This is a genomic window from Agromyces sp. NPDC055661 (assembly GCF_053618135.1).
The window spans coordinates 2,104,151-2,126,021 of sequence record NZ_JBSHHC010000001.1; the positions used below are offsets into that span (position 1 = coordinate 2,104,151).

Here is a 21,871-nt window from a genome sequence, read left to right on the forward strand (position 1 = left end):
AACCCCGCACCGTGACGGACGGCGGCGACGGCGCGGCGCATCCGTCGACTCAGGTGGCGGTGGAGGCTTCGGTGGCTCGTGCAGTCTCGGACCGGGCGTCGCGCGGGGCGGCGATCGACGGGCCGTCGCTGCGACGACGGAAAAGCGTCGCCGCGATCACCGCGCCGACGGCGAAGAGGCCGGCGCCCCACCAGTACGCGACCGTGTAGCTGTGGATCGCGGCATCCGCCAGCACCGCCTCGGTGGGCGGAGTGTGCGCCGCGATGTAGTCGGTGGCCGCCGTCGCGGCGAGCGTGTTGAGCAACGCCGTGCCGACGGAACCGCCGACCTGCTGGCTCGTGTTGACCATCGCCGACGCGACGCCCGCGAACGATCGTTCGACGCCGAAGGTGGCCGTCTGCATCGACGCGGGCATGATCGAGCCCATGCCGAAGCCGAGGATCATGAGCGGCGGCAGGACGTCCACGGCGTACGTGCTCTGCGCGTCGAGGTGGGTGAGGTAGACCATGCCGGTCGAGGCGATGAGCATGCCGATCGGGACCATGACCTTCGGGCCGAACCGAGGCACGAAGATGTTCGTGGACAGCTGGGCGGCGAGCACCAGCATGACGATCATCGGCAGGAATGCCAGGCCGGTCTGGATCGGCGAGTACCCGAGCGAGGTCTGCAGGTAGTAGGTGACGAACAGGAAGATGCCGAACATGCCGGCGCCGGCGATGAACACCGAGATGTAGGCCGCACCGCGGTTGCGGTCGAGCACGATCGGCAGCGGCAGCAGCGGGTGGGCGGCGCGGCGCTGCCAGAGCACGAAGGCGATGAGCAGCACCCCGGATGCCGCGAGCATGCCCCACGTCTGCGGTGCGTCCCAGCCCTCGGTCTCGGCGTTCGAGAAGCCGTACACGAGGAGGAAGAGGGCCGCGGACACGAGCACGGTGCCGGGCAGGTCGAGCTTGGGGCGCGGGCCCGTGCGTGCGACGTGCCGCACGAACAGGGCGGCGCCCACGATCGCGATCGCCGCGATGAACACGTTGATGTAGAGGTTCCATCGCCAGTTGAACTGCTCGGTGAGGAACCCGCCGAGCAGGAGGCCGATGGCGCCGCCCGCACCGGCGATGGCGCCGAAGACGCCGAAGGCACGTGCGCGCTCCTTGGGGATCGTGAAGGTGGTGGTGAGCACGGCCAGGGCGGTGGGGGTGAGGAGGGCGCCGAACGCGCCCTGCAGCGCACGGCCCGTGACGAGCACGCCGAATGTGGGCGCCGCGCCGGCGAGGGCGGACGCGGCGGCGAAGCCGATCAGGCCGATGATGAAGGTGCGCTTGCGCCCCCACAGGTCGGAGAGCCGGCCGCCCAGGAGCAGCAGGCTGCCGAACGCGAGCGAGTAGGCGGTGACCACCCATTGGCGCTGGCCGTCGGAGAAGCCGAGGTCGGCCTGCGCGGCGGGGAGGGCGATGTTCACGACCGTCGCGTCGAGCACCACCATCAGCTGGGCGAGGGCCACCGTGGCGAGGGTCCACCACCTGCGGGAGTGGGGGACGGCGGGCGCTGGTGTCTCGACCGGAGCGGAAGTCATGCGGTCACTCTATACGAGACTCGACAGTTTCGGATATGAACAGTTCCTGAAGTAACATGTCAGCAACATCACGCATCACGCGAGAAACGGAGACGACCGCGATGACGCAGCCCGACTCCATGGTCGACCGAGAGCTCGAGGCCTCGGCCCCCACGTCGAAGCTCGGACGCAAGCGCGATCACACCCGCGACCCCGAGATCCTCGAGGCCGCCATCGACGTCCTCGCCGAGACGGGCTTCGACGGGATGACGATCGACATGGTCGCTGCCCGCGCCAAGGCCGGCAAGGCCACGATCTACCGGCGGTGGACGTCGAAGGCCGACCTCGTGCTCGACGCCGTGGCGTGCATGAAGGCGGGCGAGCTCGACGCGGAGCACCTCCCCGACACCGGAACCCTGCGCGGCGACCTCGTCGCCATGATCCGCCCGCGTTCCATCGAGGAGGGCGAGCGCAAGCTCCGCATCATGGGCGGGCTCTTCGGCATGATCTCCAGCTCGCCCGAACTCGCGGATGCCGCACATGCCGCGATCATCGAACCCCGGGTGGCCGTGAATCGGCTCTTCCTGCGTCGGGCCATCGAACGCGGCGAGATCCCGGCCGACTGCGACGTCGAGGCGCTGGCCGTGGTGGCCCCGGCCATGGCGGCGTTCCGCCTGCTGATCCAGAAGCAGCCGATCGACGCCGAGTACCTGCTGTCGCTGATCGACGGGGTGCTGCTTCCCGCGGCCGGCATCGATCCCGGTCGTCCCCTCGCGGAGGTCCGACCCGGCTCGCATGGCAAGCACCGGGCTGTCATGGAGCCGACCGCCGACTGACGGCGCCGCTGCGGCATCCGAGCGCACGAACACGGCGGAAGCCGGCTCGGGTTCCCCCCGGGGTCATTCCGAGGGAGATGGTGCGGGGCGGCGGGCGGGTGTCTCCGCCGCCCCGCACCTGGCCGCGTTCAGATCGCGGCCGGGGCCGCGCGCGTCGGGTCGCTGCGCGGCCTGGGAGGGGCGAGGCCCGGCACTGGGGGCAGTGCACCGGACCCCACCCGGTCAACGTCGCATCGGGAGCCTCCCGATGCGGAGCTCATGGGCGCCGTGGAGCACGGCGGCGCGGCGGAGCACGGGGAAGCGGCACGACGCCGCACGTGCCTGCGTGATGGTTCGCGACATGACCCGGTCCTCCTGACTGATCGATGGACTGCTCCCGCGCAGGGAGCGACGACCGCTCGACGCCTGCATCACGGCAGGCGGAGCCGGCCCCGATCAGTCAGGGGTGGTGTCGGTGCCGAAGACCGGCGACGACGGCAGCTCGTCGTCGACCGAGCCGAGCACCAGCGACGCGAGCGCGTCGAGGCCGAACGCGGTGAGCGCCGCGTCAGCGGTTCCGGATGCCCCGGCCGCGCCGGCGCCCGCGCCGGATCCACCGGTGCCCGCACCGCCGCCCGCCCCGGGCGAGCCCGATGCGGCGGGGCCGTTCGGCGTGCCGTCCACGGGCAGGATCGCGCCGGCCGCCGCGTCGGGGGTGCTCGTGTCGCCGGCGGCGTTCCCGTCGGGATCCGCCCAGGAGGGGGCGTCGACGCCTGCGCCGACGCCGGCGACTGCGTCGGAGGTGGGCCCGACCAGCGTTGCGCCGATCGCGGCGAGCGCCGATCCCAGCGCCGCGGGTTCGGCCGGCTGGAGATCGGTCGAAGCAGCGACGTCGGCCGCGTTCACGAGGGCCGGGTGATCGGCCGGCTTGTCGGCGAGCCCCGGCGGCACCGTGTGCTGCGCGTTGTTCGTGGTCGAGTTCTCGTTCGCGTTCGCGCTCTGGTTGGAGTTCGCGTTCGCGTTCGCGTTCTGCGAGGCGGGTGCGGTGCGATCGGCGGGCTTGCCGGCCTGCCCGGGCGGCACCGCCTTCTCCGTCGCCTGCCCCGGCGGGACGGGCTTCTCCGTCGTCGCCTGCCCGGGCGGCACCGCCTCCTCCGTCGCCTGCCCGGGCGGTACGGCCTTCTCCGTCGTCGCCTGCCCGGGCGGCACCGCCTTCTCCTTCGCCTGCCCCGGCGGAACGAAGCCGGCGTCACGACCGGGTGCAGCTGGTGCGGCAGCAGCGGGCCAGGCTGCGACCGCGGCAGCGGGAGTCGTCGCCTCGGCGGGCGCCGGGGGCTCGGCGACGGGCTCCGTGGCGGCGGCAGCGGTTGCGGCGGGCTCCCCTTGGTCGCCCGAGACGGCCGCCACCGCGCCATCCGCGGCCGCATCGGGCAGGGTCTCCTCGGCCGACGCCGAATGCGTGGACGAGAACAGGCTGAACGCGAGCCAGATCGCGGCGGCGATCATGCCGAGGAGGGCGAGGCGGAGCCACGGCATCGGCCGTGCGGCATCCGCTGTCGTCATCGAGCTCACCCCCCGTGCCTCTCGACGGTACTCCCGGTCGGTCGGACGGTCCAGCGCGGGATCCGCGGGATTCCCAGCTTCCCGTGACATCCCCGCGAGCATGCCCCTGCGAGAATCGGGGGCATGCACCTGCTTGCCGCGCTCAGCATGAAGAACCGCGCGCTCATCGCCCTCGTGACCGTCGTGGTCGCCATCTTCGGCGGCATCGCGCTGACGAACCTCAAGCAGGAGCTGGCACCGTCGATCGAGTTCCCGCAGCTGTCGATCGTGACGGCGTACCCGGGCGCTTCGCCCGATGTCGTGAACACGGATGTCTCGACGCCGATCGAGACCGCGATCCAGGGCATCACCGGGCTCGAGTCCACCTCGACCACGAGCTCGACGGGCCTCTCGCGGGTCGTCGCGAGCTTCACGTACGGCACCGACCTCGCGTTCGCCGAGCAGAAGCTGCTCTCGGCCGTCAACCGCATCTCGAACCAGCTGCCCGAGGACGTCGACCCGCGGGTGCTCGCGCTGAGCCTCGACGACTTCCCGGTGATCGTCGTCGCCGTCACCGGCGCAGACGACGTCAGCGCGCTCTCCGACGAGATCACGCGCACCACCCTCGGAGAGATCAACGACCTCCCCGGCGTGCGCGAGGCGACGCTGATCGGCGATGTCGGCCAGCGGGTCACCATCACGCCCGACCCGACGGCGCTCGCGACGCGCGGGATGACCCAGCAGGCGATCCGCGACGCGCTCGTGCAGAACGGCCTCCTCGTGCCGGCGGGCACGATCACCGCCGACGACCGGACGTTCGCCGTGCAGACCGGCCAGGTGCTCACGGGCGTCGACGACATCTCGGCGCTCCCGGTGCTCGGCACCCCGGGCGTCCCGCAACCCGCGACGACCATCGGCGACGTGGCATCCGTCGAGCTCACCGACAACCCGGTCACGAGCATCTCGCGCGTGAACGGCGAGCCCGCGCTCTCGATCTCGGTCACGAAGCTGCCGGCGGCCAACACGGTCGACGTGTCGAACGAGGTGCGCGCGATCCTGCCCGACCTCGAATCGTCGCTCGACACCACGAACCCGGGTGCGTCGTTCACCGTCGTGTTCGACCAGGCGCCGTACATCCAGCAGTCGATCGAGTCGCTCGCGACCGAGGGCCTGCTCGGACTCCTGTTCGCGGTGCTCGTGATCCTCGTGTTCCTGCTGTCGATCCGGGCGACGCTCGTGACGGCGATCTCGATCCCGACATCGGTGCTCATCACGTTCATCGGGCTGCAGGCCGCCGACTACACGCTGAACATCCTCACGCTCGGCGCCCTCACGATCGCCATCGGCCGCGTCGTCGACGACTCCATCGTCGTGATCGAGAACATCAAGCGCCACCTCGTCGAGGGCGTCGACAAGGCCTCGACGATCGTGCACGCCGTGCGCGAGGTCGCCGGGGCGATCACGGCGTCGACGATCACCACCGTCGCAGTGTTCCTGCCGATCGCGCTCGTCGAGGGCGTCACGGGCGAGCTGTTCCGCCCGTTCTCGCTCACGGTCACGATCGCGCTGCTCGCGTCGCTGCTCGTCTCGCTCACGATCGTGCCGGTGCTCGCGTACTGGTTCCTGAAGCCCGCCAAGATCCACAAGCACGACGACGCGGGGGAGGCCGCGGCGGCGGCGTTCATCGACGAGTCGGGGCCTGCGGCCGGTTCGACGGGCTCTGCGGGCGCCGTCGACGAGCTCGAGCACCCGTCTCGCCTGCAGCGCGGCTACCTGCCGATCATCGAGTGGACGCTGCGCCACGGCGTCGTCACGCTCGTGATCGCGGGCCTCGTGCTCGTGGGCACGCTCGCGCTCACGCCCTTCATGAAGACGAACTTCCTCGGCTCGTCGGGCCAGAACACGTTCCAGGTCACGCAGGAGCTGCCGGTCGGCACGAGCCTCGACGCGATGGACGAGGCGTCGAAGCCCGTCGAGCGCACCCTGCTCGACATCGACGGCATCGAGACCGTGCAGACCTCGATCGGCTCGGGCGGGCGCGGCCTGGCCGCCGTGCTCGGCGGCGGCAGCGGCGCCACCATCACCTACTCGGTCACGACCGACGAGAACGCCGACCAAGATGCGCTGCAGGACGAGGTGCGCACGGAGCTCGACGACCTCGGCGACAGCATCGGCGAGATCACCCTCGCCGCCTCGAGCGGCTTCGGCGCCTCGAACGACATCGAGGTCGACGTCACCGCCTCGAACGCCGAGGACCTGCAGGCCGCGACCGACGCGGTGCAGTCGGAGGTCGAGGACCTCGACTCGGTGTCGCAGGTCACGTCCAACCTGTCGGAGTCGCGCGAGTACATCGCGGTCGAGGTGAACCGGGCGGATGCCGCGGCCGCCGGCTACTCGGAGGTCGCCCTCGGCGGCTTCGTCTCGGCGGCCATGCAGCCGCAGTCGGCCGGCTCGATCGTCATCGACGAGAAGACGCTCACGATCTACCTCGAGAGCGAGGACCCGCCCACGACCGTGGAGGAGCTCTCGGTGCTCACGGTGCCCACGGTGACCGGTCCCGTGCAGCTCGACTCGCTCGCGACCGTCGAGGAGGTCGAGGGCCCCTCGTCGGTGACGACCGTGCAGGGCCTGCGCAGCGCCACGGTGTCGGCGACGCCGAGCGGGAGCGACCTCGGCACGGCGAGCGCCGAGGTGTCGGCGGCCGTCGTCCGCGCCGACCTGCCCGCGGGCGCCACCGCCTCCATCGGCGGCGTCACCGCCGACCAGCAGGAGTCGTTCTCGCAGCTCGGCCTCGCCCTGCTCGCGGCGATCCTCATCGTCTACATCGTGATGGTCGCGACGTTCCGCTCGCTGCTGCAGCCGCTGCTGCTGCTCGTGTCGATCCCGTTCGCGGCCACGGGTGCGATCGCCCTGCAGGTCATCACGGGCATCCCGCTCGGCGTCGCGTCGCTCGTCGGCGTGCTCATGCTCATCGGCATCGTGGTGACGAACGCGATCGTGCTCGTCGACCTCGTGAACCAGTACCGCGACCGCGGCCGCAGCGTGCGCGACGCGCTGCTGCACGGCGCCTCGCGCCGACTCCGTCCGATCCTCATGACCGCGCTCGCGACGATCTTCGCGCTGCTGCCCATGGCGATCGGACTGACCGGCCACAGCGGCTTCATCTCGCAGCCGCTCGCGCTCGTGGTCATCGGCGGCCTCGTGTCGTCGACGGCGCTCACGCTCATCGTGCTGCCCGTGCTCTACGACCTCGTCGAGGGCGGCCGCGAGCGGCGCCGGGAGCGGAAGGCGGCGAAGGCCGCGGCTGCTGAGGCCGAGGCGGACGAGCGGGAGCCGGTCGCTCCGGTCGTCGAGTAGCGTCGCCGTAGGCGACGCGTGTCGAGACGCAGCACGGGTCTCGAGACGCGTCCGGCTCCGCCGGGCGCTACTCGACCGCCGGGCGGAGCCCCGCCGCCTTCGCGAGCAGCGCCGCCCGCTCGCGCTCGTTGCCCGTGAGCCGTGCGGCGCTCTCGAGCTCGCCACGGGCCTCATGGGTGCGGCCGAGCCGGGCCAGCAGCTCGCCGCGGACAGCGGGGAGTCCGGCGTAGCCGGCGAGCCGTCCGGAGCGCTCGAGGTCGTCCACGATGCGGAGCGCGCTCGCGGGACCCGTCGACATCGCCACGGCGACGGCGCGGTTCAGCTCGACCACGGGTGACGGCGCGATGCGCCCGAGCGCCTCGTAGAGCACCACGATGCGGCCCCAGTCGGTGTCCGCGGAGGTCGGCGCGACCGCGTGGCACTCGGCGATCGCGGCCTGCAGCCCGTACGAGGCGCGGCCGCGTCCGATGCGGTCGGCGCGGGCGAGCGCGGCGCGGCCCCGCTCGATCTGGGCGCGGTCCCAGCGGCTGCGATCCTGCTCGTCGAGGGGGATCGGCGTGCCGTCGCGCGCCACGCGCGTGGCGAACCGCGCCGCATGGAACTCCATGAGCGCCACCAGCGACTGCGCCTCGGGCTCGCGCGGCATGAGGCCGGCGACCATGCGGGCGAGGCGCAGCGCCTCGGCGGAGACATCCGGTCGCACCCATTGGTCGCCCGCCGCGGGCAGGTAGCCCTCGTTGAAGATCAGGTAGAGCACGCTGAGCACCGAGCCGAGTCGTTCGGCGTAGTCCTGCGGCTCGGGCACCTCGAAGGGCACGTTCGCGGCGGCGAGGGTCTTCTTCGCCCGCACGATGCGCTGCTGGATCGTCGCCACCGGGACGAGGAACGCGCGGGCGATCTCCTCGGAGCTGAGGCCGCCGACGATGCGGAGCGTGAGCGCGATCTGCGCCTCGCGCGAGAGCACGGGGTGGCACGCGACGAACACGAGCCGCAGCACGTCGTCGTCGATCGTGTCGGGGTCCCAGAACGTGCCCGACGCCGTGCGCTCCTCCTCCTCGAGGTCGTGGGTCATCGCGGCATACCGCTCGTCGAGCCGCTCGCGGCGCCGCCAGCCGTCGATCGCCCGGCGCTTCGCGACCGCCGTGATCCAGGCGCCGCCGTTGCGCGGCACGCCCTCGACGGGCCACTGGCGCATGGCCTCGAGCATCGCCTCCTGGGCGAGGTCCTCGGCCTGGCCCACGTCGCCGACGAAGCGCGTCAGCGTCGCGACGATGCGCGCCGACTCGATGCGCCACACCGCGGCGAGGGCGCGCCGGGCGCGGTCGGCGTCGGCGTCATCCGCCGGTGCGACCGCGCCCGCGGCATCCGTCACGTCGGACATTCAGCTCGACGATCCGAGGCGACCCTCGGCGTCGGCGCGCCACTGGGCCTCCTTCTGGATCCACTCGTTGTCCTGCGGGAAGTCCTCGAGCTCGTTGACGCGGCGCACCTCCAGCTTCGAGCCGGGGCCGAGCGGGCACCGCTTCGCCCACTCGACGGCCTCCTCCTTGCTCGAGACGCCGATGATCCAGAAGCCGTTGAAGAGCTCCTTCGCCTCGGCGTACGGACCGTCGGTCACGACCGGGGGCGTCGCATCGAAGTCCACGACGAAGCCCTCCTCGACGCCCGCGAGACCCTCGCCGCCGAGCAGGATGCCGGCCTTGATGAGCGACTCGTTGTAGGCGCCCATGGCCGCGATGACCTCCTCGAAGTCGACGTCCTGGAAGGCGTCGACGGCCTCCTGGGTGGACCGCATGATCAGCATGTACTTCATCGTGATTCGCTCCTTCGTCGGGTGGGCCGTGCGCCCGCCTCACTTGCACGTCGAACGGACTGGGGGCCGGATCGACATCGTCGGCGAGATTCCTCCGCCATGTTTCCATGACCACTCGCGACTGGCGAGATATACCCTAGGGGGGTATACTTCTCGACGACCCGACGAAAGGACACCATGACGCTCGCACCCGACGGACGACTGGAGCTGGAGTTGTCCGGCGGCGGCTGCGCATGCTGCGCTGCTCCCGCCGCTGACGCGACGGCCCCCGCCCACGATCATGCGGATGCCGCAAGAGAGCTCCCCGCTCATGCCGCCGAGTTCGCCGTCGAGGGCATGACCTGCGGCAACTGCGTGCGTCACGTCACGGAGGAACTCGGTGGACTGTACGGTGTTCAGGCCGTCGAGGTCGAGCTCGTCGCCGGGGGCGTCTCGACAGTGAGCGTGCGCGGGTCGCAGCCGGTCGACGACGCGGCGATCGTCGCGGCCGTGGCCGAGGCCGGCTACCGGGTGGTGACCCGATGAGCGCGCGGTCGATGCTGCGACCGGGCGCCGCCGGCGTGCTCGCGCTCGCCGGACTCCTCGCACTCGCCGGGTGCACGACACCCGGCTCGGGCGCAGGCCATGACGTACACATGGACGGCGACAGCTCGAGCGCAGATGCCTCGACCGAGGCGAATGCGGCCGACGTCATGTTCGCGCAGATGATGATCCCGCACCACGAGCAGGCGCTCGAGATGAGCGCGATCGTGCTCGCGAAGGACGGCGTCGACCCCGAGGTCGACGAGCTGGCCGAGCAGATCGCGGCGGCGCAGGGTCCCGAGATCGACCAGCTCGAGGCCTGGCTCGACGAGTGGGGCGTGCCCCGGATGCCGGGCGACCACGACATGGGCATGAACGGCATGCTCACCGACGCGGAGCTCGACGAGCTCGAGGCCGCCGACGGGGCATCCGGATCGGACCTGTTCCTCGAGCAGATGATCGAGCACCACGAGGGCGCGATCGACATGGCCGAGGCGCATCAGGAGTCGGGCGAGCACGAGGGCGCGCTGGAGCTGTCCGCCGCGATCATCGAGACGCAGGCAGGCGAGATCGAGCGCATGCGCGAACTGCTCGCCGAATAGGCCGGAGGCGCGAGCGGGCGCGCGGGCGTACGCTGAGGATCGGTCGTGCCCGTTCGGGGGGCTCCGCGGAGGCCGCCGGCCGGGCGCGCCCAGCACGCTCCGGCACGAGCAGGGAGGCTCCATGTCCGCGTCGTCCGACACCGTCCGCCCCGGGGTCCGCCCTTTCAACGGAGACGTCCATGTGATCGGCGCCGGCCCGGTGGGCCTCATGCTGACCGCGTTGCTCCAGCCGATCGAGGGGATGCGGGTGCACCTCTACGAGAAGCGCAGCGAGTACACGCGGAAGCGGATGGTCGAGCTCGCCCCGTACCTCGTGGCGGACTCGATCGAGGCGTACGAGACGGATGCGATCGACGGGGACAGCATCGGCGCGCTGTTCGACCCGGAGGAGCTCGTCGACGGACTCGCCTTCCGCCGGACGATCCCGCCGGACCTCGACGGGCTGCTCCACGAGTGGTCGCTCGGGTTCTGCGCGCTCAACGAGATCGAGCAGTCGCTCAGCGACCTGATCGACGCGCGCACGGCGCATCCGGTGCAGCGCACGGCGGGTCTCGTCAGCGCGGAGGACGCCATCGCCAGGCTCGAGCCGGGCGGCATCCTGATCGACTGCACCGGCAGCGGCTCGCTCCTGCGCGATCACCTGACGACCGGCGCCGACGACGTCGAGGCGCACGCGAACACCCTCAAGGTGCGGCTCGAGTACGCGCTCGTCATCACCTTCCTCTACGGGCAGCCGTACGACTGCAACGAGTCCTGCAAGTACTACAAGAACGTCGGCAACCTCCAGTACAAGTTCATCCCGATGGTGCGCCGCACGCACTACGACGGCAGCGTCACCCACGTGACCGGCATCGTGACCATCACACCCGAGGAGTTCGCGGAGATGCCGCCGCGTTGCGACGGCGAGTGGCTGCGCGAGAACTTCCCCGTCGTGGCCGAGTCGATGGACCGCTTCATCGACAAGATCCGCGAGGAGACCCACGGCGACCTCATCGGGGACCTCGAGATCATCCGCATCCCGCTCAACGTCTACCGCGCCAGGAACGCGACGAACCGGCGATGGCTGCGCTCGGGCCGCACGGACCACCCGTTCGCACACGCACCCGTCTTCCTCGCCGGCGACTCGGCCATCGGATCGCCGTACTTCCAGTCGATCTCGCTCGGGTTCGAATGCGCGATGCGACTGGCCGAGCTCATCGCCCGGCCGGGCCTGCCGCTCGACGACCTGCTCGACGAGTACGAGCTGTTCATGTACAAGCAGTGGCTGCGCGTCTACATGCGCAGCAAGATGATCAAGCACAACAAGGACCTCTTCGAGGCGATCGACGACCCGGTCCGGCTCCTCGAGAAGCTCCACATCTACTGACGCCGAGGGCGATCGCGGCTGCGGTCGTCATGGGTCGGATGCCGCGTGGCCGTCGGTCCTACGATTGAGCCGTGCTCGTCCTCGATGCGGTGATCCTCATGGGCGGCCGTGCCGAACGCCTCGGCGGAGCCGCGAAGGGCGACCTCCGCGTCGACGGGCGCACGCTGCTCGAGCGGGTCGTGGCCGCCGCCGACGTGGCGCGCGATCGCGTGGTGGTCGGCGAGGCCGGTGCGTCGGTGCTGCCCGACGACGTGCGCGTGGTGCGCGAGGAGCCGCCGTTCGGCGGCCCGGCCGCGGGGGTCGCCGCGGGCGTGCGCGCGTTCGGCGGCGACGCCGATGCCATCCTCGTGCTCGCCGGCGACCAGCCGTTCGTCGGCGCGGCGATCGAGCCGCTGCTCGCCGGATTCGCCCGGGCGACGGCTGCCGGCGCCGACGGCGTCCGGGCCGTGGACGCCGACGGTCGCGCGCAGCATTTGACGTGCGTCGTGCGCCGGGCGGCACTCGAGGCGGCGATCGATGCGGCATCCGTCGGAGGCTCGATCGACGGCGCCTCGATGCGCCGACTGCTCGAGCCGCTGCGGCTCGCCGACGTCGCCGTGCCGCCGGAGGCGACGATGGACGTGGACACCTGGGCCGATGCCGACGCGGTCGGCGCGACGGGAGGAGAGGGACGATGACGGTCTCCGACGAGGAGTTCGACCGCGTGCTCGCGGAGTGGGCCGACCGCGTGCGCGCGGAGCTCGGCATCGCCGACGCGCCGCTCGACATCCAGCAGGTGCTCGGCGTCGCCGGCGTCGCCGCGCACGCCGTCATGCGTCCGGCGGCGCCCATCACGACGTACCTGGCCGGGTACGCGGCCGGGGTCGCGGCTGCAGGCGGTGCGGATGCCGCGACCGCCGCCCGCGATGTGCTCGACCGCGTGCGCAGGCTCGCCTCCCCGTGAGCCGCGGACTCGGCTGGGACGTCGCGCGTGAGCGCGCGGCCGTGGCTGCGCCCGCGCCGGTGACCGAGCATGTGCCGCTGCACCGCGCGGTCGCGCGCGTGCTGGCCGAGGACGTCGCGACCCCGATCCCGCTGCCGCACTACGCGTCGTCGGCCATGGACGGCTGGGCGGTGCGCGGCGCGCCGCCGTGGCGGCTCGTCGAGGGGCCCGAGCTCGAGGCGGGCGAGGCGGTCGTGATCGTCACGGGCGGGCTCGTCCCGGCGTCTGCCGAGGCGGTGCTCCGCTCGGAGGCCGGGCGCGTGGACGAGGGTCGGCTCGAGCCCGTCGGCGAGACAGGTCAACGGGATGTCGCCGAGCGGCGGCACATCCGGCCGGCCGGCACCGAGGCATCCGTGGGAGAGGTCGTCCTCGAGGCCGGCACACTGCTGACGCCGCCGCGCGTCGCGCTCGCCGCGGCGACCGGTGCCGATCGGCTCACGGTGCGGCGTCGCCCTCGGGTGGCGCTCGTGCTCACGGGCGACGAGGTCGTCGACGGTGGCGTGCCCGAGCCGGGCCGGGTGCGCGACAGCTTCCGGTTGGCGCTGCCCGCGATCCTGCACGAGCTCGGTGCCGAGGCGATCGCGGTGCACCGGGTGGGCGACGACCCTGCTGCCACCGCGGACGCGCTCACCGCCGATGACGTCGACGTCGTCGTGACGACGGGCGGTACGGGCGGCTCGCGCGCCGACCAGGTGCGGGTCGCGATCGAGCGGCTCGGCGCGGACGTGCTCGTGCCGTCGGTCGCGATCCGCCCGGGCGGACCGACCTTCCTCGCGCGCCTGCCGGATCGGCTCGTCCTCGGGCTCCCGGGCAACCCGCTCGCGTCGGTGCTCGGGCTCCTCGCGATCGGCGGGCCGCTGCTCGAGGCGTGGACGGGCCGGACGTCCGAGCTCGCGCGACTCGTGGCCGGGGAGGCGCTCGCCGGAACGCGCGGTGCGACCCGGCTCGTGCCCGTCACGGTCAGCGACGGAGTCGCCACGCCGACGGGTCACGCCGGGTCGGGGATGCTGCGCGGGCTCGCCGCGGCGGACGCCGTGCTCGTCGTGCCCGAGGCGGGCGTCGAGCCCGGGGCATCCGTCGCGGCACTGGGACTGCCGTGGCCGACGTGAGCTGAGCGCCCACCTCGGCCACGACGGAGCGGTCGGCCTAGGAGGCCACGCCGACGCGCTCGGGCTCCGTCGCACCCGCGGGGCGCCCGGCCCGCGACAGCACGGCGCGCGTCGACGCCTCGGGCCGCAGGTCGAGCCGGCGCAGCAGCTGCGCGTTGAGTGCGACGATCACGGTCGACAGGCTCATCAGGATCGCGCCGACCGACATCGGCAGCACGAACCCGATCGGGGCCAGCACGCCGGCGGCGAGCGGCACCGAGATGAGGTTGTACCCGGCGGCCCACCACAGGTTCTGCTGCATCTTGCGGTAGCTCGCGCGCGACAGCTCGATCACCGAGATGACCGATCGCGGGTCGGACGACGCGAGGATGACCCCGGCCGAGGCGATCGCGACATCCGTGCCGGCGCCGATGGCGATGCCGACGTCGGCCTGTGCGAGCGCGGGTGCGTCGTTGACGCCGTCGCCGACCATCGCGACGCTGAGGCCCTCGTGCTGCAGCTCCTGCACCTTGGCGGCCTTGTCCTCGGGGCGGACGCCGGCATAGACGCGGTCGATCCCGAGGCTCCCGGCGACCGTGCGGGCGACGGGCTCGGCGTCGCCCGTGATCATCACGACCTGCACGCCGAGCGCGTGGAGGGCGTCGACCGCCTCCTTCGACTCGGGTCGCACCTCGTCGGCCAAGGCGACGGCGCCAGCGACCCGGTGGTCGACCAGCACGTGCAGCACGGTCTGCCCGCGCTCGCTCCAGCCGGCGGATGCCGCGAGCGGCTCGGCGCCCTCGCGGGCGAGCAGTCCGGGGCCGCCGACCTGCACCGAGCGGCCGTCGACGTTGGCGTGCACGCCGATCGCGGCGGACGCGGTGAAGCCCGACGCGGGCAGGACGGTCAGGCCCCGGCGCGCGGCATCCGCCACGATCGCCTTCGCGAGCGGGTGCTCGGAGTCGCCCTCGGCAGCGGCGGCGAGCGCCATGACCTCGTCGGGGTTCCAGCCGGGTGCGGCGACGGCGTCGGTCACGGCCGGCTCGCCCCTGGTGAGGGTGCCGGTCTTGTCGAACAGCACGGCCTGCACGGTGCGCATGGTCTCGAGGGCGAGGCGGTCGGTGATGAGCACGCCGCCGCGGGCCGCGCGCTCCGTCGCGATGGACACGACGAGCGGGATGGCGAGGCCGAGCGCGTGGGGGCACGCGATCACGAGCACCGTGATGGTGCGCACGACGGCGTCGTCGGGGTTGCCGAGGAGCGTCCAGACGACGGCCGTGAGGACGCCCACGCCGAGCGCGAACCAGAACAGCCAGCCGGCGGCGCGGTCGGCGAGGCGCTGGGCGCGCGAGCTCGACGCCTGCGCCTGCGCGACGAGGCGCTGGATGCCGGCGAGCGCGGTGTCGTCGCCGACCGCGGAGACGCGCACGCGGATCGCGGTGTCGGTCGCGACGGTGCCCGCGACGACGTGGTCGCCGGGGCCGCGGCTCACCGTGGTGGACTCGCCGGTGATCATGGACTCGTCCATCGCGGCGGTGCCGTCGATCACGTCGCCGTCGGCCGGGACGCGTCCGCCGGGGCGGACGATCACGACGTCGCCGATGCGGAGGTCGGAGGGGGCCACGATCTCGACGGTGGTCGCTGAGCCCGTCGAAGGGGTCCCTGAGCCCGTCGAAGCGGTCCCTGAGCCCGTCGAAGGGCCGGCGGCATCCGCCACCCGCTCGGCCTCGTCGGGCAGCAGGGCGGCCAGCGCGTCGAGCGCCGAGGAGGTCGCCGCGATCGACCGCATCTCGATCCAGTGGCCGAGCAGCATGATGACGATCAGCAGCGCGAGCTCCCACCAGAAGTCGAGGTGGTGGTCGAGCAGGCCGAGGCTCGCGCCCAGCGACGCGAAGTACGCGACCGTGATCGCGAGCCCGATGAGGAGCATCATGCCGGGCTTGCGTGCCTTCAGCTCCGACCAGGCACCCGTGAGGAACGGGCGGCCGCCCCAGAAGTACATGACCGTGCCGAGCACGGGGGAGATCCACGGGATCAGAGCGTTGTCGGGGAGTCCGTAGCCGATGATGTCGGCGAACATCGGGCTGAACAGGATCGTCGGCACCGCGATGACGAGGTTGATCCAGAACAGGCGGCGGAACTGGCCGACGTGGTCGCCGTGGCCTCCGTGGCCCATGTCGTGGCCGACGTGGTCCATGCCGTGGCCGGCGTGCGCGTCGTGGCTCATGTCATGCCCTGCGTGCATGTCGTGGCCGCCGTGGTCCATGTCGTGCCCGGCGGGCATGTCGTGCATCTCGTGGCCTGCATGCGGGTCATGCCCCGCGTGCGGATCGTGCCCGCGGTGTCCCTGCGTCTCGTCCCGCGTCATGTCCATCGATCTTCCTCCAAGTCGAATGCTTCTGCAGCATACCCCCTAGGGGTATGTGTCACAACGACGAAGGGGACGGATGCATTCCCGAGCTCGGGGTTCGCGATCCGAGAACAGGCGTGCCCGCGGCATCCGTCGCATGCTGTGATGAGCGGATGGACCTGCTCATCCTCGGTGGCACGCAATGGCTCGGACGCACACTCGCCCGGACGGCGCTCGAGCGCGGACACCGGGTGACGTGCCTCGCTCGCGGCGAAGCGGGCGCGGTGGCCGACGGCGCCGAGCTCGTCGTCGCCGACCGCTCGAAGCCCGACGCCTACGACGCGGTGTCGGGCCGCGATTGGGACGCGGTGATCGACGTGACCCGCCAGCCCGGCTTCGCCCGACGGGCGGCCGCGGCTCTCGCGCCGCGGGCCGCGCACTGGACGTTCATCTCCTCGGGCAACGTCTACGCCGCGCAGGACGAGCCGGGCGCCGACGAGTCGGCCGCACTCATGCCGCCCCTCGCGTCCGACGAGTCGACGCCCGACACCTACGGCGAGGCGAAGTCGGCGATCGAGCAGGCGTATCGCGAGGCGCTCGGCGACCGGCTGCTCGTCATGCGTCCGGGCCTCATCGCCGGACCGGGCGACGCTTCGGGACGCGGTGGCTACTGGGTGGCGCGGGCCGCGCGCGACGACGACCCGATGCTCGTGCCCGACATCCTCGACGCGTCGGTTCAAGCCATCCATGTCGACGACCTCGTGGCATTCACGCTCGACGCGATCGAGGCGGGGCGCACCGGCGCCTTCAACGCGGTGGGCGACCGCGTTACCTTCGCGGACTGGCTCGAGGCGAGCCGCGCGGTGGGCGGATACGGCGGCGAGATGGTCGCGGTGTCGCCGGAGTGGCTCGCCGAACAGGGCGTCGCCGAGTGGTCGGGGCCCGAATCCCTGCCACTGTGGATCATCGACCCCGAGTGGAACGCCTTCCTCGACCGGTCGAACGCGGCGGCGAAGGCGGCGGGCCTGCGGCTGCGTCCGCTCGAGCAGCTGCTCGCGGAGACGCTCGACTGGGAGCGTGGCCAGGGCCTCGACCGCGAACGCGGCGCCGGGCTGTCGAAGGCGAAGGAGCAGGAGCTGCTGGCGGCATTGCGGAGCTGAGGCGGCGCGCATCCGCGGGCGTCCGGGATCGCAGACACGGCGGTCGACGGATGCCTCGGCTCGCGGCATCCGCCGTTGCTAGCGTCGTGGCATGGCGACGCTCTCGTACGACCCGCTCTGGCCCCGCGCGGGCGACTGGCCCGCCCTCTCGGACTTCGGGCCCGGCGCAGCCGTCGACCTCGCCCTGCTCGGCGTGCCCGCCTGGCGCACCTCGCTGTCGCCGACGAACGCGCACGCGACGCCGGCCGCGATCCGCGACGCGCTGCGGCGCTACAGCCCGGCGCTCATGCCCGATCGGTCGGCCGGCCGCGCAGCGATCCAGGCTCCGGATGCCGCGGGCGCGCGTCATCCGCGCGACCTCTTCGAGCTGCGGTTCGCCGACGCCGGCGACATCGAGGAGCCCGACGGGCCCGAGGGCGAGGCGCGCACGATCGCCGCGGCATCCGCTGCCCTCGAACGCGCGTCGGCGCTGATCGCGCTCGGGGGCGACAACTCGGTCACGGTGGCCACGGCCCTCGGCGCGTGGGCCGACGACCTCTCCACCGCCGGGCTCGTCACCATCGACGCGCACTACGACCTCCGCGACGGGGTCTCGAACGGATCGCCCGTGCGGCGCCTGATCGAGGCCGGCCTCGACCCGAAGCGGATCGTGCAGATCGGCATCGCCGACTTCGCCAACTCGGTCGCCTACGCGACGCGCGCGGCCGACCTCGGCATCACGGTGATCCATCGCGACGAGCTCCACGGTCGGCGCCCCGCGGACGTCATGGCCGAGGCGTTGTCGATCGCCGGCGCCGCCGGTGGTCCGGTGCACCTCGACGTCGACGTGGACGCCTGCGACCGTTCGGTCGCGCCCGGGTGCCCGGCATCGGTGCCGGGCGGGCTCGCCGCGTGGGAGCTGCGGGGGCTCGTGCGCGCCGCGGCTGTAGATCCGCGCGTACGTTCGGCCGATCTCGTCGAGATCGATGCGACGGCGGATGCCGCGGACGGGCGCACCGTGCGCCTCGCGGCGCTGTGCGTGCTGGAGTTCGCGGCCGGGCTGGCGGCGCGGGGCTGAGGTCCGTTCTGCTCGCCCGGACGCGTCTCGGCGGCTCGCGGCATCCGGCCTCGCGGCCTGTCGGTCGTGGTGGCAGACTCGGCCGCATGAAGACCCTTGCGCTCGTGCGCCACGCGAAGTCGAGCTGGGACCACCCCGGCGTCTCCGACCACGACCGGCCGCTGAACTCGCGCGGCCTGCGGGATGCCCCGGCGGTGGGTCGGCGGCTCGCCGAGCGCGGGTTCCGGCCCGAGCGGATCCTGTCGAGCACCGCCTTGCGAGCGCGCATGACGGCGCAGCTCATCGCGGATGCCCTCGGATTCGACGCCGATCGCATCATCCTCGACGAGCGCCTGTACGCGGCATCCGCCGATGAGGTGCTGCGGGTGATCGGCGAGGTCGACGGTGAGGTGTCGACCGTGATGGTGGTCGGGCACAATCCCGAGACGGCGTCGCTGGCGCACGAATTCTCGTCGGACATCCACGAGATGCCCACGTGCGCGGTCGCGGAGTTCACATTCGACGTCGACGCCTGGTACGAGCTCGAGGACGTCGAGCCGTCGTCGGTGCGGGTGGAGACGCCGCGGGAAGGCTAGGAATCCGCCGCCACCAGCCAACCGTTTCTCAGGACGCGGGTCCCCGAATCACCCTGTTCTCAGGACGACACGCCGACGAACGGCGCCCACCCGCCGGCATCTCCTGAGAACGGCGACGCGGCGCGACGCGGCGCGGCGCGGCGCTCACTCGCCCGACGCCGCGAGCATCCGCTCCACGTACGGCGTCGCGGGCGACGCACGCAACTCCTCGAGCGTGCCGCGCTGGGTCACGCGACCCCGCTCGAGCACGAGCACCGAATCCGCGAGCGCGGCGGCATCCGCCGGGCTGTGCGTGACGAGCACCGTCGCCCCGCCGAACTCCCGAACGTGCGTCGCGAGCTCCGCCCGCATGTCGGCGCGCACCTCCACGTCCAGCGCCGACATCGGCTCGTCGAGCAGCAGCACGTCGGGCTCGGCCGCGAGTGCTCGGGCGAGGGCGACGCGCTGCGCCTGGCCGCCCGAGAGCTGGGCGGGGAACCGGTCGGCGAGCGCCAGGAGCCCGTAGCGGTCGAGCCACGGCTCGGCGGCGGCGCGCGCGGCGGCACGCGATCCGCGCATCCGAGCCGCGAACGCCACGTTGTCCCGCACGGTCAGGTGCGGGAAGAGCACGTAGTCCTGGAAGAGCACCCCGATGCGACGGCGCTCCGGAGGCATCCGGTCGACCGAGCGGGCGCCGATCGCGACGCGTCCCGACTCGAGCGGCACGAGCCCCGCGATCGCCGCGAGCACGCTCGACTTGCCGGCGCCGTTCGGTCCGATCACGGCGAGCGGATGCCCCGGGGCCACGTCGAACGCGGCGGCGATCCGAGTCTCGCCGCGGGCGACCACCACGTCGGCGTGCAGCGAGGGTCGCGTCGCCGTGGCGGCCGACGAAGGATCGGCGGCCGACGACGCACCGGCGGCATCCGTCATGCCCGCACCTCCGGCAGCCAGCGGTCGCGGAGCCCCAGCAGCACGATCACCGAGACGGCGAGCAGGAGCAGGGCGAGCGCGATCGCCTCGTCGGGATCCGACTGCATCGCGAGGTAGCTCGCGATGGGCAGCGTGCGCGTGACGCCGGGAAGGGAACCAGCGAACGTGATGGTCGCGCCGAACTCGCCGAGCGCACGCGTGAAGCACAGCACCGCGCCCGCGGCGACGCCCGGCGCCACGAGCGGCAGCGTCACGTGCCGGAAGACCTGCCAGCGCGACGCCCCGAGCGTCGCGGCGGCGAGCTCCGTGCGCCGATCGGCCGACCGCAATGCACCCTCGACCGCGAACGTGAGGAACGGCAACGACACGAACACCTGCGCGATCACCACAGCCCCGGTCGTGAACGGCACCGTCACGCCGAACGACTCCTCGAGGAGCTGCCCGATCGGCCCGCGTCGCCCGAGCAGCATGAGCAGCGCGATGCCGCCGACGACCGGCGGAAGGACGAGCGGCACCGTCACGGCCGCGCGCAACGCTCGGCGCGGCAGCGTCGGCCAGTCGGCAGCCCGCGCAAGCAGTGCGGCGAGCGGTACGCCGAGCACCAGGCAGCACGCCGTCGCGACGGTCGCGGTGGTGAACGACAGCACGAGCGCCTGCAGCACCGACTCGCGCGCGAGCAGCTCGGTCAGGTCCCCCCAGGGAGCGCGCACCACGAGCGCCGCGAGCGGCAGCACGAGGACCGCGAGGGCGATCCCGGCCACCACGACGACGGGCCACGCCAGCCGCCCGGCGACGCTCGAACGGCGCTGCGCGCCGCGCGCCCTCCGGGGTCCTCGTCCGATCCCGGGTCGGTCCGACACGGGTGCCGCCACTACGGCTTCCCGAAGCCCGCCTCGGCGAGCACGGCTCGGCCCGCATCGCCCGTCACGAACGCGACGAACTCGGCCGCCGCGTCGGGATCGCCCGCCTCGGTGAGTGCCGCGATCGGGTAGCGGTTCACGACGGATGCCGCACCGGGCACCTCGATGCCCTCGACCTCGTCGCCCGCCGCGATGACATCGGTGCGGTAGACGAGGGCCGCATCGACCTCGCCGAGGGACACCTTCGTGAGCACGGCCTTCACGTCGGACTCGAGCGTGTCGGGCGCTGCGACCAGGCCCTCCTGCTCGAGCAGCTTCACGGATGCCGCGCCGCACGGCACCGACGCATCGCACAGGGCGATCCGCAGGCCGGCGTCGGCGAGGTCGCCGAGGCCCGTCACGCCCGCGGGGTTTCCCGCCGGTACGACGAGCTCGAGGGTGTTCGTCGCGAAGACCACCGGATCGCTCGCCAGCCCGGCGCCGACGACGGTCTGCATGGGCGGCTCAGCGGCAGACGCGAACACGTCGACCGGCGCGCCCTCGACGACCTGCTGCGCGAGCGCGGCGCTGCCGCCGTAGCTCAGCGTGACCTCCACCGACGGATGCTCGGCCTCGAACTGCTCTGCGAGCTCGTCGAACGCCTCGGTGAGCGAGGCTGCGGCGAAGACCGTGAGGGTGGTCGGCTCGGTGTCGGCTTCCGTCGGCGCGGCCGAGGGGGTCGTCCCGCCGGCGCCGGCGGATGCGCACCCCGCGAGCACGAGCGCAGCGAGCGCGGCGACGGCGGCCGATCCGGCGAATCGCCCGGTCATGCGTCGCTCCCCGGCGGCAGCTCGATCGTGACGTTCGTCGCCTTCACGCTCGCGGCGGCGAGCATGCCGGGCTCGAGCCCGAGGTCGTCGGCGGCCTCGCGGCTCATGAGCGACACGACCCGGAACGGGCCCGCCTGCAGGTCGACCTGCGCCATGACGCCGTCGCGCTGGACGCGAGTGACGAGGCCGACGAAGCGGTTGCGGGCCGAGGCGCGTGCCAGCGGGAACGCCTCGGCGAGCGTGCCGCCAGGCCCGACCTCAGCCATGAGCGGCACGAGGTCGGTGCCGTCGACCACCTGCATGCCCTTCGCCCCCCGCCGGAGCGTGAGACGCCCGTGCTCCCCCCAACGGCGCACGGTGTCGTCGCTCACTCCGAGCAGGGCCGCGGCCTCGCTGATGCGGTATTCGGGCATCAGCGGATCCTCAGATGCGTGATCACAGGGCGATCCTATCCGCACCCGCGGATCAGCGCGACGGCGGCCGCGGAGGCCGCGGCGCCTGCGAGAATCGGA

General features: G+C 72.7%; 20 protein-coding genes. 11 read left to right on the forward strand and 9 right to left on the reverse strand.

Annotation, left to right across the window (positions count from 1 at the left end; translation table 11 throughout):
* Positions 1–49: 49 nt before the first annotated feature.
* Complete coding sequence (locus ACWGO8_RS09730; protein WP_452042859.1) at positions 50–1,570, reverse strand: DHA2 family efflux MFS transporter permease subunit; 1,521 nt, start codon at positions 1,568–1,570, stop codon at positions 50–52.
* Between the two features lie 101 nt (positions 1,571–1,671).
* Here ACWGO8_RS09730 and ACWGO8_RS09735 point away from each other — a divergent pair, with 101 nt between their 5' ends.
* Complete coding sequence (locus ACWGO8_RS09735; RefSeq protein WP_452042860.1) at positions 1,672–2,385, forward strand: TetR/AcrR family transcriptional regulator; 714 nt, start codon at positions 1,672–1,674, stop codon at positions 2,383–2,385.
* Positions 2,386–2,820: 435 nt separating this feature from the next.
* Here ACWGO8_RS09735 and ACWGO8_RS09740 read toward each other — a convergent pair whose 3' ends face one another.
* Positions 2,821–3,936 carry a hypothetical protein gene (locus ACWGO8_RS09740; protein WP_452042861.1) on the reverse strand — a complete coding sequence of 372 codons (1,116 nt, stop codon included), beginning with the start codon at positions 3,934–3,936 and terminating at the stop codon, positions 2,821–2,823.
* 114 nt (positions 3,937–4,050) lie between these two features.
* Between ACWGO8_RS09740 and ACWGO8_RS09745 the strand changes: the two genes are divergently transcribed.
* Positions 4,051–7,263 (forward strand): efflux RND transporter permease subunit, encoded by a 3,213-nt coding sequence (locus tag ACWGO8_RS09745; RefSeq protein WP_452042862.1) that lies wholly within the window; start codon positions 4,051–4,053, stop codon positions 7,261–7,263.
* Between the two features lie 67 nt (positions 7,264–7,330).
* Here the strand turns inward: ACWGO8_RS09745 and ACWGO8_RS09750 are convergent, their stop codons facing one another.
* Together ACWGO8_RS09750 and ACWGO8_RS09755 are read right to left on the reverse strand one after the other, a co-directional pair.
* A complete protein-coding gene (locus ACWGO8_RS09750; protein WP_452042863.1) occupies positions 7,331–8,644 on the reverse strand; it encodes an RNA polymerase sigma factor in 1,314 nt (437 codons plus the stop codon).
* Entirely contained in the window at positions 8,645–9,076 is a 432-nt protein-coding gene (locus ACWGO8_RS09755) for a YciI family protein (protein WP_452042864.1), read from the reverse strand.
* 177 nt (positions 9,077–9,253) lie between these two features.
* Between ACWGO8_RS09755 and ACWGO8_RS09760 the strand changes: the two genes are divergently transcribed.
* From ACWGO8_RS09760 to ACWGO8_RS09785, 6 genes are all read left to right on the forward strand, one after another.
* On the forward strand, positions 9,254–9,601 hold the full coding sequence (locus ACWGO8_RS09760) for a heavy-metal-associated domain-containing protein (protein ID WP_452042865.1): 348 nt from the start codon (positions 9,254–9,256) through the stop codon (positions 9,599–9,601).
* Positions 9,598–10,200 carry a DUF305 domain-containing protein gene (locus tag ACWGO8_RS09765; protein WP_452042866.1) on the forward strand — a complete coding sequence of 201 codons (603 nt, stop codon included), beginning with the start codon at positions 9,598–9,600 and terminating at the stop codon, positions 10,198–10,200. The genes ACWGO8_RS09760 and ACWGO8_RS09765 overlap by 4 nt, the downstream gene beginning before the upstream one ends.
* A gap of 181 nt (positions 10,201–10,381) precedes the next feature.
* Entirely contained in the window at positions 10,382–11,566 is a 1,185-nt protein-coding gene (locus ACWGO8_RS09770) for a hypothetical protein (RefSeq protein WP_452042867.1), read from the forward strand.
* A 71-nt stretch (positions 11,567–11,637) separates the two neighbouring features.
* Positions 11,638–12,243, forward strand: coding sequence for a molybdenum cofactor guanylyltransferase (mobA, locus tag ACWGO8_RS09775; protein WP_452042868.1), 606 nt, complete (start codon positions 11,638–11,640; stop codon positions 12,241–12,243).
* Positions 12,240–12,509 (forward strand): DUF6457 domain-containing protein, encoded by a 270-nt coding sequence (locus tag ACWGO8_RS09780; protein WP_452042869.1) that lies wholly within the window; start codon positions 12,240–12,242, stop codon positions 12,507–12,509. The genes mobA and ACWGO8_RS09780 overlap by 4 nt, the downstream gene beginning before the upstream one ends.
* Positions 12,506–13,657, forward strand: a complete 1,152-nt coding sequence (locus tag ACWGO8_RS09785; protein WP_452042870.1) for a molybdopterin molybdotransferase MoeA — start codon at positions 12,506–12,508, stop codon at positions 13,655–13,657. The genes ACWGO8_RS09780 and ACWGO8_RS09785 overlap by 4 nt, the downstream gene beginning before the upstream one ends.
* 37 nt (positions 13,658–13,694) lie before the next feature.
* Here ACWGO8_RS09785 and ACWGO8_RS09790 read toward each other — a convergent pair whose 3' ends face one another.
* The gene (locus tag ACWGO8_RS09790) at positions 13,695–16,010 is read right to left on the reverse strand and encodes a heavy metal translocating P-type ATPase (protein WP_452042871.1); all 2,316 of its coding nucleotides are present in this window, start codon (positions 16,008–16,010) and stop codon (positions 13,695–13,697) included.
* Positions 16,011–16,159: 149 nt separating this feature from the next.
* Here ACWGO8_RS09790 and ACWGO8_RS09795 point away from each other — a divergent pair, with 149 nt between their 5' ends.
* From ACWGO8_RS09795 to ACWGO8_RS09805, 3 genes are all read left to right on the forward strand, one after another.
* Entirely contained in the window at positions 16,160–17,146 is a 987-nt protein-coding gene (locus ACWGO8_RS09795; protein ID WP_452042872.1) for an NAD-dependent epimerase/dehydratase family protein, read from the forward strand.
* 91 nt (positions 17,147–17,237) lie between these two features.
* On the forward strand, positions 17,238–18,203 hold the full coding sequence (locus ACWGO8_RS09800; RefSeq protein ID WP_452042873.1) for an arginase family protein: 966 nt from the start codon (positions 17,238–17,240) through the stop codon (positions 18,201–18,203).
* Between the two features lie 86 nt (positions 18,204–18,289).
* The gene (locus tag ACWGO8_RS09805; RefSeq protein WP_452042874.1) at positions 18,290–18,778 is read left to right on the forward strand and encodes a SixA phosphatase family protein; all 489 of its coding nucleotides are present in this window, start codon (positions 18,290–18,292) and stop codon (positions 18,776–18,778) included.
* 144 nt (positions 18,779–18,922) lie between these two features.
* Here ACWGO8_RS09805 and ACWGO8_RS09810 read toward each other — a convergent pair whose 3' ends face one another.
* Genes ACWGO8_RS09810 through ACWGO8_RS09825 form a run of 4 tightly spaced genes read right to left on the reverse strand, consistent with a single transcriptional unit; the run spans position 18,923 to position 21,772 of the window.
* The gene (locus ACWGO8_RS09810; RefSeq protein WP_452042875.1) at positions 18,923–19,690 is read right to left on the reverse strand and encodes a sulfate/molybdate ABC transporter ATP-binding protein; all 768 of its coding nucleotides are present in this window, start codon (positions 19,688–19,690) and stop codon (positions 18,923–18,925) included.
* Positions 19,687–20,550, reverse strand: a complete 864-nt coding sequence (locus ACWGO8_RS09815; protein ID WP_452042876.1) for an ABC transporter permease — start codon at positions 20,548–20,550, stop codon at positions 19,687–19,689. The genes ACWGO8_RS09810 and ACWGO8_RS09815 overlap by 4 nt, the downstream gene beginning before the upstream one ends.
* Positions 20,551–20,561: 11 nt before the next feature.
* Positions 20,562–21,359, reverse strand: coding sequence for a molybdate ABC transporter substrate-binding protein (gene modA, locus ACWGO8_RS09820; RefSeq protein ID WP_452042877.1), 798 nt, complete (start codon positions 21,357–21,359; stop codon positions 20,562–20,564).
* Complete coding sequence (locus ACWGO8_RS09825) at positions 21,356–21,772, reverse strand: TOBE domain-containing protein (protein WP_452042878.1); 417 nt, start codon at positions 21,770–21,772, stop codon at positions 21,356–21,358. Before ACWGO8_RS09825 ends, modA begins: the two co-directional genes overlap by 4 nt.
* Positions 21,773–21,871 lie beyond the last annotated feature (99 nt).